This is a genomic window from Treponema socranskii subsp. socranskii VPI DR56BR1116 = ATCC 35536, assembly GCF_000468115.1.
GTDB classification, from domain to species: domain Bacteria; phylum Spirochaetota; class Spirochaetia; order Treponematales; family Treponemataceae; genus Treponema_D; species Treponema_D socranskii.
Genome location: NZ_AVQI01000068.1, coordinates 1 through 13,564, shown reverse-complemented (window position 1 = coordinate 13,564; position 13,564 = coordinate 1). Strand labels below are relative to the sequence as shown.

Genomic DNA, 13,564 nt, shown 5'->3' with positions numbered 1-13,564 from the left:
AAAATCACCATACGCCCGCCGATTTAAAATACCGATACCGTGTTTTCCCCGCATTTACGCCTTGTCGGCCTCTTTAAGCATTTTCGTTTCCCATTCGATGAGCATCCGCTCTTCGTCGTGCGCGTCTCCTTTTACGTCACAGAGTATGCGGAAAACCGGTTCCGTACCCGAACCTCGCATCCACATAAACGATTTCGGATTTTTATCTTTATCGAAAAAGATGATGCGGAGCCCGCCTTTACCGCTCTTTGAAAAATCGGAAGCGTTCCGAGTTTCTTTCGTTCCGTTCGTCAAAACCGCTTCGTATGAGACGATGCCGTATTTTTTTTCGAGTTCCGCTTTTTTCGACTTCCATTCGCGCTCGAAAATACGCTGAAATCTTCCTTTAAGTACCGCGTTGTCTGAGGTTTTGAGGCGGAGCACGGCGCCGGGTTCGGAAACGCCGGTTGTCGTGTAGACGGGAAGCGTTTCGAGAACGTCGGTGAGCGTAAAGCGTTCTTTGTATGTGTGATGCGATTTTTCGCACCACGCTTTATACAAACCGTCCATTGTCAATAATTTAATAATTGCGAACAGCGTAGAAAGCGGATCGCGGACGGCGGACGGGTACGTGATGTTCCCTCCGTTTCCGCCTTCGCCGCAGATGCGCACCGTAAAGCCCTTTTCACGCGCGCTTCGTGCGGTATTGACGACGTTCGCTTCTCCGACTTCTCCGTGAAAAACTTTTGCGCCGAATGCCTTTGCGATGTCGTCGACGCGCATGGACGTACAGCAGTTGACCGCAACGGCGGGCTTATAGCCGTCCTTTGCAGCGTAGAGCTTGTCGGCGTATGCGAGTTCGGCAAGGACTGAAAGCGCAAACACTTCCTGCGCTTTCAGAGGCAGCGCTTTTTTTTGTTTTTCATTCCAATAGACGATATTGCCCCGATCTCCGTCGCAGTCGGGCATATAGCCCAAGACGGCTTCTCTTTTGCCTTCGGCTTGCAGCCTTTCCATCTCTTGTGCGCACCACACGAGGTTTTCCGGTTCGGGGATGATTTCGTGCGCGATGGCGCCTGCTTTGTCGTTTATCGCATAAAAACCGATACCGTTTTCGGCGAAAAAATCTTTGTCGATCGAAAGCGTACGCGCCGAACCGTTCATATCGCACACGATGCCGATATGCGCTTTTTCGGCAGCGCTTTTGATGGTTGAAAAAAGAGCGTCCTGTTCGGCACTTTGGGGAAGAGCGCTGACGACTTCTTTGATAAAGGCTTTATATGCGGCAAGCGAATCTTTTTTACAGCCCGGCGATTCCGCGTATACCCATTCCGCATCGCGCATACTGCACGAATTGAGGAGAGCCGCCGCTTTTTGCATCGCTTCGGGATCGGCGCATTTTTCGACGAAAGCTTTGACCATTTTCGCATTTTCTTCGGCGTTTACGACACCTCCGTCGCTCAAGCCGACTTTGAGTCCGTTGTGACCGATCGGATTGTGGCTCGCGGAGATATAGATAGAGCCGTCGAATTTTCGAGCGTACGCCATGATTTCCGGTGCGGCGACGACGCCGGGATAGCGCACGATGGCTTTTCGCGCGAGAAGCGTTCGCACGATCGCCGATGCAACGGCTCCTCCCGTCGGGCGGGTATCCGTACCGCATACGATGACGGGATTTTTTTGTCCCGTCGCGGCGCTGATATAATCGAAAAAAACGTCGGCGGCGATAACGGCGAGCGCGGTATTTTCAGAGCCGATTTCGCTCGTCGTGTCCTGTTCATCGCCCGATTTTGCAAAAACTTTGCGCCAGCCCGACGCGGAAAGAATCATGTTGTGTTCCATAAATATCATTCTATCACAAAATGAAATATATTGCATCTTGACATAACGTAAAAAAAATCATACTATATTCCCGTACATTTTAATTATCCTTTAAGATGGACTCGTGACACACGGGTCTTTTTTTTTGATGCAAGGTGACGATGGAGTATATTGCATTTGACGACATTCCGCATTATTCGGAATGCGCCCCGCTCGTGGAAGGGCTGGGCTATCATCTTATCGAATTAAAAATCGTTCCGGCAAAAACGATTACGAAAATCCTTGCGGTCATCGCACCGAAAGAGCCGGATACAAACATAAGCGTAAACGATTGTTCGCGCGTTCACCATGCGCTGCTTCCCCGACTTGAAGCCCTGCTCGGCACCGACAATACATCGATGGAACTGACTTCGCCCGGCATCGACCGCAATATAAAAAATGCTGCGGAATTTTCTCTGTTTGCGGGGAGACTCGTGCGCGTGTGGAGCAAAAAAGAGAACGATTGGATCAGCGGAAAAATCGTAAGTGCCGACGAAAAGGCTCTTGCAATGGAAACGGAAAAAGGAGAAACGATTACGGTGCCTTACGGAGAGATAGCGAAAGCGAAATTTGTGCAGTAGTCGGTTTACATTAAATTTTTATTAATTATTAATTTTGTGGGGACAGCATTAGGAGGTTTTCCATGTCGGAAATGGCAGAGGCGATCCGTCAGTTGATACAGGAAAAAGGATATTCCGAAGATTCGGTAAAAACGATCATCGAAAACGCGCTCAAAGCCGCATATAAACGTACTTACGGAACAGCCGACAACGCGATCGTCAAATTCAACGACGATATGTCGGATGTGGCCATCTATTCTCGAAAAACGGTCGTCGACGGCGTATACGATCCGGTGACGGAAATCGAACTCGAAGATGCAAAAAAACTCAGCGACGAAGTGGAACTCGGCGACGAAATCGATATTCTCGAAGATCCGAAAACCTTCGACCGTTCCGCCGTTACGACGGGAAAACAAACCGCTCATCAGGAGCTGAACGAAAGCTACCGCGACACATTGTATAACGAATATAAAAATAAAATCGGCGAAATCGTCGTGTGCTATTATCAATACCAACGAAACGGCGACATCTACGTCGATCTCGGAAATGCGGGAAAGCTCGAAGGCGTGCTCCCGCTTAAATTCCAATCGCCGAGGGAACACTACGAAAAAGACGACCGCATCAAAGCGCTCATCGTCAATCTCAGGCGCATATCGACGGGGCTGCAGGTTATCCTTTCGAGGAGTGATCCCGAACTCGTGCGTTCGATCATCGAAATGGAAGTGCCCGAAATCGCCGACGGTACGATCGAAATCGTCAAAATCGTACGCGATGCGGGGCACCGTACAAAGATCGCGGTTTCGTCAAACCGCGAAGACGTCGATCCCGTGGGCGCCTGCGTCGGCTTAAAAGGCGTGCGTATCCAAAACGTCATACGGGAGCTGCTCGGCGAAAAAATCGATGTTTTGAAATTCGATCCCGATCCTGCAGTGTTTATTAAAAACGCGCTTTCTCCCGCTCAAGTCGAGCGCGTGTTTATCCTCGATCAGGAAAAACGTCAAGCGCTTGCGATCGTCGAAGAAAGCCAGTTTTCGCTTGCGATCGGAAAGCAGGGACAAAACGTGCGCCTCGCAAACAAACTGTGCGACTGGAGCATCGACGTTAAAACTCAAGAGCAGGCGGCCGAAATGGATCTGTCCGAATCGGTTACGATGCAGACGGCACAAAATCTTTTCAGTGACGATACGGGCAACGAAGCTTACGACGAAATCAAAACCGTTGCCGAACTGCCCGGTATCGATATGCGTGTTGCGGAAATCCTTAAAACGGCCGGCATAGAGGATATCGAACAGTTCGTCGAAGCCTATGACAACGACGGCTTAAAACACATCGAAGGGTTGACCGAAAGCGATATCGACGGCGTCGATGCGATTATTAAAAATACCGTCGAATTTGTAGAAGCGGAAAACGCGCCCGAAAGCGGTGCGGAAAAAAATGCCGACGATGAAGAAGTATACCACTGTCCGGAATGCGGCGCGGTGATTACACTCGATATGACACATTGTCCAAAGTGCGGTGTCGAGTTCGAATTTAAAGAGGACGAGGAATAGAAAAATTTATGGCGGATGAAGTAGAAAAAAAGCCCGAATTCGTAATTCATCACAAAAAGCAGCCGGCGGCCGATAAAGCCCCTGCATCTCCTGCGGAAAAAAAGCAAAAGCGTGTCGTCATCGTTAAGCGCGCTTCGAAAGCGGTCGATGGTGCAAAGGCGGAAAGGCCGCGCATCGTCGTAAAGACGGATGTACAGGCTCCATCCCCACAAAAGATGTCCGAACCGGCCGCATCGGATACCGTCGAAAAAAAGGCGCCGCCCGTTTCCGAGACGAATGTCCGGCAGCCGACGGGCGATATTGGCACAAAACCGGTAAAAGCCGCGCCGGTCAAAAAAGCATACGACTTCAACGCCGTTCGTCCCAACGTTAAAGCGGGTAATCTTTCCGACAGAAACCGTTCGGCTTACCGGGCATCTTCACCTCGTTCCCAAGGGACGGGATACGGCACTCGTCCCTATCGCGACAGTACCGGCTTTACCGGAGCACAGGCGCGCGCCGGGTATCAAAACAGAGAACGCGAAAACCAACAGGGCGGATATACGCAGGGAAGAGGCGGTCGTCCCGGATTTTCGGGTACTCGTACGGGCTTTCAGGGACGTCCTGCTCGTCCCGGTTTTCAAAACGGTCGTCCGGGATTCACCGGAGGAGCGCGTCCGGGCGGCTACGGTTCTCCCGCTGCAGTTCCGCCTCCGAAGGGACCTGCAAAAAAATCGTTTAAAGGCAAAAAACAGGTTTACCGTAAAACTGACGAACAGCTCGAAGACGATAAATTTTTTGCGCAAAAGAAAAAAGCTGAAACGCCTGCGAATGCAGTACCGAAATCGATCGATATCATGGAATCGATTTCCGTTTCCGATCTCGCGCGCAAAATGAATTTAAAAGCGTCCGACATCATTCAAAAGCTCATGTCGCAAGGCATGATGGTTACGATCAACCAATCGATAGATTCCGATACGGCAACGCTTGTCGCGTCCGAATACGGCTGCGAAGTGCATCTTGTCAGTTTGTACGACGAAACCGTCATCGAAAGCGACAAAGACAATGCGGAAACGGTAAAGCCGCGTCCGCCCATCGTCACTGTCATGGGACACGTCGATCACGGCAAAACGAAAACGCTCGATGCGATCCGCCATTCGCATGTCGCCGATGGAGAGTTCGGCGGCATTACCCAGTCGATCGGCGCGTATTCCGTTTCGACGGAAAAGGGTACGATCACTTTCCTCGATACGCCCGGTCACGAAGCGTTTACGATGATGCGTGCGCGCGGTGCGCAGGTAACCGATATCGTCGTTCTCGTCGTTGCGGCAGACGACGGCGTTATGCCGCAGACGCTTGAAGCGATCAATCACGCAAAAGACGCAAAGGTTCCGATCATCGTCGCGGTCAATAAGATCGATAAGCCGGAAGCGAATCCCGACCGCGTACGCACGCAGCTTTCCGAGCACGGGCTTACGCCTGAGGATTGGGGCGGCGATACGCAGTATGTCAATATCAGTGCGCTCAAAGGCGAAGGTATAGACGATCTTCTCGATGCGGTTTTGCTGCAGGCGGAAATGCTCGAATTGAAAGCCGACTACAACTGCCGTGCCGAAGGAAAGATTCTCGAATCGAGGGTCGATCAGGGACGCGGTATCGTCGCGACGGTCGTCGTGCAGCGCGGTACGCTTCATCAAGGCGATCCTTTTGTTGCAGGTATTTACTCCGGCCACGTGCGGGCTATGTTCAACGATCGCGGAAAACGCATTCAAGAAGCCTCTCCGTCCATGCCCGTCGAAGTGCTGGGCATTGAAAGTATGCCGAATGCGGGCGATCCGTTCCAAGTGACGGAAAGCGAAAAAGACGCGCGCGAAGTTTCGGTAAAGCGGCAGGAATTGAAGCGCTTTGAAGAAGCGCGCGCGGTCAAAAAAGTTACGCTCGAAAATCTTTATCAGACGATCGACGCGAGCAACGTCAAAGAATTCCGTGTCATTATCAAAGCGGACTTGCAGGGTTCGGCCGAAGCGCTCAAAACCGCGCTCGAAAAACTTTCGACAAAGGATATCCGTCTTGTCGTCATCCATTCGTCGGCGGGAGCCATCAACGAAAGCGACGTTACGCTTGCGAGCGCCGACCGCAATGCGATCATTATCGGATTCAATGTGCGTCCGACGGCGAAAGCAAAATTGCTGGCCGATCAGGAGCGTGTCGAAATCAGAAAGTATTCGATCATCTACAAAGCCGTCGAAGAAGTGCAGGCGGCGATGGAAGGTATGCTCACGCCCGATACGAAAGAAGAAGTTACCGGTACGCTTGAAGTGCGCAATACGTTCAAAGTACCGCGCATCGGTGTCATCGCAGGCTGCTATGTTACCGACGGTATCATCAAGCGGAGCGGCAGCGTTCACCTCATCCGCGACGGGATCGTCAAATTCACGGGAAAAATTTCATCGCTCAAGCGCTTTAAAGACGATGCGAAAGAAGTCGCTGCGGGTTACGAGTGCGGCGTCGGCATCGAAGATTGGCAGGATATCCAAGTCGGCGATACGCTCGAAGCGTTCGAACTCATCAAAGTGGCGAGAAAGCTCGGCGATTCGCTTGCCGAAGAAGCCGTTGCCGCCGATTCGGGCGAGGGCGAAAAAGAGTGAAGCAGTACCGCATGCAGCGACTCGGCGATCAGCTGCGGGATGAAATCTCAAAGCTCATCATCACCGAGCAGGTAAAAGATCCGCGCGTGTCGACGTTTTTGACGGTAAACCGCGTCGACGTGTCGAACGATCTGTGCTACGGAAAAGTTTACGTTTCGAGTTTTCTTCCCGACGCGCAGGTAAAGACGGGCGTCGAAGGTTTAAACAGCGCTGCGGGCTTTATCCAGTCGGCGATTGCAAAAAAGCTCCGCATCCGCCAATTTCCGCATTTGACCTTTTACGTCGATACGGCGATGAAAGAAGGTTTTGAAATGGTGCAAAAGCTGAACGAACTTGAAAGGGAAGGGCGTACTGCCGGAGACGCAAAAAATGCCGATGCGGCTTCGGATCTTCCTGAAACGGAGTAGGCTCGGATGCGGGGCGGCATCGTTCTTTTTGCAAAGCGTCCGGGCGTAACGAGTTTTTCATCTCTCTTTTCGATTAAGCGCGCGCTCGGTACGAAAAAAGTCGGACATACGGGAACGCTCGACAGCTTCGCCTCCGGTCTCCTCGTCGTGTGTACCGGCTCTCTCACTCGCCTTGCGTCATACATCACTTCTTTTAATAAAACTTACGATGCCGTCATCAAATTCGGAAGCGAAACCGATACGCTCGAATACACCGGAAAAATTGTTAAAACCGCGCCTCTTCCGAAAAAAGACGATGTCCTTTCCGCAATCAAGCATTATACGGGCGACATACTGCAGACGCCGCCGCTTTTTTCCGCGCTGCACATAAACGGCGAGCGGGCAAGCGATATTGCGCGGAGCGGACGCAGCGCCGAAATGCCCTCGCGTCCCGTTACCGTATATGCTTCCGAAGCGGAAGAGTTTTTATTGGAAGACGGTCGTGTAAAAGCCGTCCGCGTCCGCTTTTCGGTTTCTAAGGGGACGTATATCAGAAGCCTTGCCCGCGATATCGGCTCGTGTTGTAAAAGCGCAGCCCACCTCGCAGGCTTGAGGCGGCTTTCGGTCGGAAGCTTTCGCCTCGAAGACGCTGCGGGCTTTTCATCGCTTGCGCCGTTTACGATACAGTCGGTGTATCAAACGATTTCCGATATGCAAAAAGCGCAATCCGCTTCATGTAAGGCGGACGCGTCGGAACATACTTCGCATTCGGGAGAAGACGTACAAAGCGAAGTGCGCGAAAAGATGCAGACGATGACCGCTCTCCTTGCAGCCGAATGCGGCTTCGGTACGGCGCACATCTTTCCAGAATACGAAGACGATTTCAAACACGGGCGTCCGCTTTTTTCTTCGATGTTTGAAAAAGAGGCGGGCAGCGTATGTGAAACAAGCGATACGAGTTCGGTGTGCGGTGTATGCGCAGCGAACAGTAACGCACCTATTGCGGTTTTCGGAAGCCATAATAATTTTTTGGGAATGATCGCTGAGGGCGACAAGGGTGCATATTCGTATACGTTTGTTAGTCCCGATTGATGCTGCATGTGATATAATACGCCGTTTTTTTCGGTTAGATTTAACGTGATGCAATGCGCTCTCTTGACACGCTTAAGCTCTTGTGATACTCTTCCTTCAATGCGCGGGGATGGTGGAATTGGTAGACACGCTAGCTTGAGGTGCTAGTGGCGCGAGCCGTGCCTGTTCAAGTCAGGTTCTCCGCATCGTAAGGATTATCGGGTTTCCGGTAATCCTTTTTTTATGCCCGAATGCCTGTATGCGAGTAAGAAATATTTTTCCCGCAATATTTTTTACGTCGATATCACGATATTGACGGTTGTTTGATTTATTGGAGTTATTGAATTTATTTGATTTATCGGCTTGAAAAGAAATAAAAAAAATTGTATAATATACAATATGATACACAATATAAAACATTTATTTAAAAACAAGAATAAAACGATTTTGTTTGCGGCACTCATTGCTTTGCTGTTTTTATCTTGTGCGAACGATTTATCGAAGACCGATACGGCGGTTACCGTTACAGGAATTGCTCTTTCTCCCGATGAAAGCACTCTTTCGATGGTAAATGGCAATACGCGACAAATCAATGCCCAAGTTCAACCGGAAAATGCAACGGATAAAAAGCTTACCTATACTTCGGATAATGAAGTGGTTGCATCCGTAACTGCCGGAGGACTGATTACGGCAAAAGCGGTTGGAAGTGCAAAAATTACGATTAAAGCTTCAAACGGTATTTCGAAGACAATCAATGTTACCGTTACCGCAGCGCATATATCGGTTACAGGTATTGTTCTTTCTCCCGATGAAAGCGGCATTTCGCTGGTAAAAGGTACTACACGGCAAATCAACGCTCATGCCGTGCCGGAAAATGCAACGGATAAAAAGCTTACCTATACTTCGGATAAAGCAGCAATTGCATCCGTAACTGCCGGAGGACTGATTACGGCAAACGGAGTCGGCTCTGCACACATTACGATACAAGCCGCGGACGGTATTACAAAGGGCATCACCGTTACCGTTACGGCAGCGCATATTCCTGTTACTTCTATTATATTCAATCCGCCGCTTCCTGCACAGCCGATCGAGTTGGTTATCGGTCAAGTATATAAGTTCGGTGCAAAAGCAATGCCTGAGGAAGCTACCAATAAAAAGCTGACATTCACCACATCCAATAGCTCAATAGCATGGCTATGCGGTGAGGGGAACAGTGAAGTAAAAGCTGACGGACTTGGAGAAGCGACAGTAACCATAACATCCGATGATAATCCCTCTGTTCGCGAAACGGTTCATTTTAAGATGAAGCCAAAACCTGAGATTAAAATAAAAACAAGCCCTGCAGAATGCGAAAGTAATGGCGGAGAGGCAACTTTCACGATAGAAACACTCAAAGGAAAACTTGACTATACGCCTGAAGTCGTAGAAGGAGGCGCAAAATGGCTGAGCGTAGCCGGTAAAGATCACACAGATGAAAGTACAGATACGGTACGCTTAACTGTTCAGACAAACAAAACCGTATGGAATAGAACTGCACGTATCAGATTTAAGGATAATATTACGAATGAATACATCAAAATTTCAAGTAAAAAATATCTGGAAGTGCAGCTTACTCAAAAAAAGAATGAGAATCCGAACGTAGCGATACAGTGGGTACACGGAATAACGCCACCCACGGACGCGGAAAAGGAAAAGATTGAGGTACTTAAGAAAGGGGTACCTACCGGGACATACCATAATATCAACTATGTTTTTTACTGGCCGGAAACACAGACTACCACATTTTTTAATACGCGGAAAGTCGATCATACGCATGCTCCGAACGGAGGTTATCCCGATAGTAATCAATGTTGGGCTAAAACCGATGCTAATATGCTGCATTGGTGGTTTGAACAGAACAAAGAAAATGTAAAAAAGTACATAGAAAAGAAACATATAACCGGCGAAGCTGCAAAAGCGTATGAACCTTTTTATAAACGCGGACTTGAAGATAATCAGGAGGAGCAAAAAAGTTCCATAGCAAATCTCTTTCGCGAAAAATGCATCAATGAGGGAGGGGATCCTGCTAACGGACTACAGTGGTATCTCTTCGGATTAAATGGTTTTAAAAATGCAAAAAATAAAAGCTATTCTCCGGCATTATTTCCGGATGTCTTTAATGAAGGGAATACTCCTATCGAGAGAGCAGCCATTTATACAAAAAAAGAGTTCGAGGATATGCTTAAAGCTGTATTTAAATCTCAAAATAAATCTCAAAAAGCGGTTGGGCTGAATAGATATGGGGCGGACGGTACCCAACATGCCATAACATTGTGGGGCGCTGCCTTTGATGAGGATAATAATATTATCGCCATATATGTTGGCGATAATAACGATGTGTCCAATAAAATAGTCCCTTACGGTATATGGTATAAAAATGGAGTAGATATCTATGCCGAAACTGAGCCTGTGATTGACCCAAATGATCCGCACTATTTTAATCCGTATTTCTTTAATTATAGTAATAATAGTTACAACGATAATCATTATATCGGTCAAATAATCACCTTGGATAAAGGCGAAACGCAGTGGCAAGCATGGCTGGATAAAAATAAATAAACCGAAAATAAATATTTTTAGGAAATAGTATCTATGAAAAAGACATATATGTTTATACTTTTACCGGTGTTGCTTTTTGTGCTGTTGACAACCGGCTGCCGGCATGCAAGCTCATCTTCCGATGCGGAAAATCCGGGGACAAATCCTGCCGTTCCGCAAAATCCGTATGAATTGACCGAAGCGGACGTGCTTGCGGCGTTCGGTTTACAACGAGGAAACATTACCGCTTCGGCAGCGGCTAAAAAGATTGCAAACGGCATGCCGGCGGGAAGTGGAATTACGTTTACCGAAAGAAACTTTGTAGCCTATGACGACGAAGCGGGAACGTTTACCGTAAAAGTAAAAGGCACGAATGAAGGTAAAAACTTTTCTCAAAAGATTTCCGTAGCAGGCTTTACGCACCCGCTTGCAGGCAAAACGATACAATCGCTTGCCGACTGCGAGCTTAATTTGGACGACGCGATAGAACACAATTATTCGCTTACAAAATATATTGCGGAAGTAAATAAAGATCCGAGCGGTGCAAAGCTTGTAAAAAAATTGTCGTTTTTGCTGAGTGATTTTGTAACAACGATAGAATTAGGTGAACACGATACTTATACCCTTGCGGCAAGGGCGCGAGAAGCAGGTACGCAAGTATGGGTACGGCCGAGCGTCGTGTTCCGAAAACTTGCCGAAGGCGGAACGGAAGAGTTCGTCGAGAATACGTCGCTTTCGTTTACTCGTTTAACGCCGCAGCTGAAAAAAAACTATTTTAAAGCAAGGGATGTATTCCAATATATTTTGAATAAAACCGCCGATAGCGCTATAAAAGTTGATTCAACCGAATTTGCTTCATCCTTTTATGCCGCTGCAAAAAGTACAGGACAAGCGCCGATAAATCTTTTTACCGATACATTTAAAATGAAAATTCAAGCTTATGCCGATCTTTATCGTACTCAAGATACGGATGAACACATTGCACTTGATATTTCGTACGGTGCCGTTCAGCCTAAAAACGGCGGAATCGATGCTGATGATTATACGGGTACGGTTAAGATAAATCTTTGTATTGCGACCAATCAAGAGATTGCAGATCAAAGCGGTATTACGGCGATTAAAAACATAGAAAAATCGGGATTTGCAAAGATTCCCGAAGATGCGGCACTTGCGGAAAAAACGCACCTATTCTTTAATCTTATACCGAAAATTCCGTTGACCGATGAGTTAAAAACGCAGTGGGAACAAAAAACTTTTTCCGACTATTATTTACTGCGTGTAGATGAAAATGGGGCTGCTGCAGTAAACAATCCTTTTGTTGCAACGGATATTCCGTTTCACCTGTGTGTAAACAGTGAAAATATTAATCCTTCAGCACATTTAGGCTGTGCGATTTTCGGCGCGTCAAAAACCAGAAACGAAAACATAATCTTTATTGAAAACATACAGCTTAAAAAAGAGACCGGTTCAAAGATTATGGAAGTTCAAGTGAAGCTCAAAGGTTCCGGTGCCGTGTTAAAGGTAACGGCCGATCCGGGCTATTGATAAAACAAAGAGCCGCGGCTGCTCGTCGGTTTAAGCCCGCGTTCGTTTGAATGCGAACTGCCGGATTGCGCTGTGCCGCATATCATCGCACACATAGCATTTTGCCGCTCCGGTATTTTGTCCGCCTTACCGCCGCGCCGTTTCAATCTCTCGTACTCCATCCGCGGTCGAGCATGTAAAAAAGGCCGCTTCGTAACCGATCGCTTTTACGTATGCGCGCTGTACGTTGTCGATAAATTCTTCCGTGCCGTCGCTTTTTACGAGCGCGATCGCACAGCCTCCGAAACCCGCTCCCGTCATTCTGGCTCCGATGCACGAGCGCTCGGCATTTGCGGCGTCTGCGAGCGTATCGAGTTCGATGCCGGTTACTTCGTAATCGTTTTTGAGCGACGCATGCGATGCTTTTAATAATGTTCCGAGTGCCATGAGATTTCCCGCTTTAAGCACATCGGCCGCTTGTGCAACGCGTTCGTTTTCGGTGACGCAGTGGCGGGCGCGTCTGAAAATCGTTTCGTCGGCAAAAATATTTTTACATTCGTCGAACTGTTTCGGCGTCAAAGCGCACAGGTCGGGAATATCTTTTGTATTCGTATATCTACCGGCGGATGTGAGCTGAATTTTTTCCGCTTGTAAAATTGCGAGCGCCTGTTCGCACTCGGCTCTCCGTTCGTTGTACTTCGAATCGGCAAGCTGCCGCTTTTTTTGTGTGTTCATAACGACGAAACGGCAGCCGTTGAGCGCAAGCGGCACATATTCGTAATCGAGCGTCGCGCAGTCAAGCAGTTCCGCCGTATCTTTTTTTGCCGTCGCGATGATGAATTGATCCATGATGCCGCACTTGACGTTCATGAATTCGTGTTCGCTTTGTTGACCGACGAGCGCAATATCTTTACGCGAAATGCCGAAGCCGAAAATTTCGGAAAGCGCGTACGCGAAACCGCATTCGAGTGCGGACGAGGATGAAATGCCTCCGGCAGGGGGAATGTCGCTTCCGATGAGTAGGTCGAAGCCGCTTGAAAAGACGCAGCCTCTTCGTTTTAAAATCGTCACGATGCCGTTTAAGTAATTTGCGTAGCCGTTTTCTTTTTTGTATGTAAGCGGTTCGCATATATCGAAGTTGTAGACACCGGGAAATTTTACGTCGCGGTAGGTAATGCGTGTATCGTCCCGCTTTCTGATAATTACGTAGAGGTAGCGGTCGATCGCCGCGGGAAACACTTTTCCGCCGTTATAATCGATGTGCTCTCCGATAATATTGATGCGTGCGGGAGACGCGAAAACGCGCACGGCGTCTTTGCCGTTGCCGTAGAGTTTATTAAATTCGTCAACAAGGTTTTTCGGTACGATTTTATTTGAACGAGTATCCATAGCGGCGATTTTAACACGAAAAAGGACGGATGTCGAGCTTT

At 48.4% G+C, this 13,564-nt stretch carries 9 protein-coding genes and 1 tRNA gene; 8 read left to right on the top strand and 2 right to left on the bottom strand.

Features of this window, described 5'->3' with window-relative positions; translation table 11 throughout:
* Positions 1 to 54: 54 nt before the first annotated feature.
* A complete protein-coding gene (locus HMPREF0860_RS09450; RefSeq protein ID WP_231364363.1) occupies positions 55 to 1,821 on the bottom strand; it encodes a phosphohexomutase domain-containing protein in 1,767 nt (588 codons plus the stop codon).
* Between the two features lie 140 nt (positions 1,822 to 1,961).
* Here HMPREF0860_RS09450 and HMPREF0860_RS09445 point away from each other — a divergent pair, with 140 nt between their 5' ends.
* The 8 genes from HMPREF0860_RS09445 (at position 1,962) to HMPREF0860_RS09405 (ending at position 12,155) form a co-directional block, all read left to right on the top strand.
* The gene (locus HMPREF0860_RS09445) at positions 1,962 to 2,420 is read left to right on the top strand and encodes an LSm family protein (protein WP_021330412.1); all 459 of its coding nucleotides are present in this window, start codon (positions 1,962 to 1,964) and stop codon (positions 2,418 to 2,420) included.
* A 62-nt stretch (positions 2,421 to 2,482) separates the two neighbouring features.
* Positions 2,483 to 3,949, top strand: a complete 1,467-nt coding sequence (gene nusA / locus HMPREF0860_RS09440) for a transcription termination factor NusA (protein WP_021330408.1) — start codon at positions 2,483 to 2,485, stop codon at positions 3,947 to 3,949.
* 8 nt (positions 3,950 to 3,957) lie between these two features.
* Positions 3,958 to 6,576: a translation initiation factor IF-2 gene (infB, locus tag HMPREF0860_RS09435; RefSeq protein ID WP_021330416.1), complete on the top strand. Its 2,619-nt coding sequence runs from the start codon at positions 3,958 to 3,960 to the stop codon at positions 6,574 to 6,576.
* The gene (gene rbfA, locus HMPREF0860_RS09430) at positions 6,573 to 6,983 is read left to right on the top strand and encodes a 30S ribosome-binding factor RbfA (protein WP_021330414.1); all 411 of its coding nucleotides are present in this window, start codon (positions 6,573 to 6,575) and stop codon (positions 6,981 to 6,983) included. Before infB ends, rbfA begins: the two co-directional genes overlap by 4 nt.
* Positions 6,984 to 6,989: 6 nt before the next feature.
* A complete protein-coding gene (gene truB, locus HMPREF0860_RS13360; protein ID WP_021330418.1) occupies positions 6,990 to 8,054 on the top strand; it encodes a tRNA pseudouridine(55) synthase TruB in 1,065 nt (354 codons plus the stop codon).
* Between the two features lie 103 nt (positions 8,055 to 8,157).
* A tRNA-Leu gene (locus HMPREF0860_RS09420) sits at positions 8,158 to 8,239 on the top strand.
* Between the two features lie 193 nt (positions 8,240 to 8,432).
* Positions 8,433 to 10,631 (top strand): IdeS/Mac family cysteine endopeptidase, encoded by a 2,199-nt coding sequence (locus HMPREF0860_RS09410; RefSeq protein ID WP_244870193.1) that lies wholly within the window; start codon positions 8,433 to 8,435, stop codon positions 10,629 to 10,631.
* A gap of 33 nt (positions 10,632 to 10,664) precedes the next feature.
* Complete coding sequence (locus HMPREF0860_RS09405; RefSeq protein ID WP_021330405.1) at positions 10,665 to 12,155, top strand: lipoprotein 17-related variable surface protein; 1,491 nt, start codon at positions 10,665 to 10,667, stop codon at positions 12,153 to 12,155.
* A 126-nt stretch (positions 12,156 to 12,281) separates the two neighbouring features.
* Here HMPREF0860_RS09405 and HMPREF0860_RS09400 read toward each other — a convergent pair whose 3' ends face one another.
* Entirely contained in the window at positions 12,282 to 13,523 is a 1,242-nt protein-coding gene (locus HMPREF0860_RS09400) for a galactokinase (RefSeq protein WP_021330415.1), read from the bottom strand.
* Positions 13,524 to 13,564: the final 41 nt, after the last annotated feature.

What these genes read in the sequence shown, in the direction of transcription:
- HMPREF0860_RS09410 (WP_244870193.1), top strand. Translation starts at nt 8,433, where the DNA reads ATGATACACAATATAAAACATTTATTTAAAAACAAGAATAAAACGATT.
- infB (WP_021330416.1), top strand. Translation starts at nt 3,958, where the DNA reads ATGGCGGATGAAGTAGAAAAAAAGCCCGAATTCGTAATTCATCACAAA.
- HMPREF0860_RS09445 (WP_021330412.1), top strand. Translation starts at nt 1,962, where the DNA reads ATGGAGTATATTGCATTTGACGACATTCCGCATTATTCGGAATGCGCC.
- HMPREF0860_RS09450 (WP_231364363.1), bottom strand. Translation starts at nt 1,821, where the DNA reads ATGGAACACAACATGATTCTTTCCGCGTCGGGCTGGCGCAAAGTTTTT.
- HMPREF0860_RS09400 (WP_021330415.1), bottom strand. Translation starts at nt 13,523, where the DNA reads ATGGATACTCGTTCAAATAAAATCGTACCGAAAAACCTTGTTGACGAA.
- truB (WP_021330418.1), top strand. Translation starts at nt 6,990, where the DNA reads ATGCGGGGCGGCATCGTTCTTTTTGCAAAGCGTCCGGGCGTAACGAGT.
- HMPREF0860_RS09405 (WP_021330405.1), top strand. Translation starts at nt 10,665, where the DNA reads ATGAAAAAGACATATATGTTTATACTTTTACCGGTGTTGCTTTTTGTG.
- nusA (WP_021330408.1), top strand. Translation starts at nt 2,483, where the DNA reads ATGTCGGAAATGGCAGAGGCGATCCGTCAGTTGATACAGGAAAAAGGA.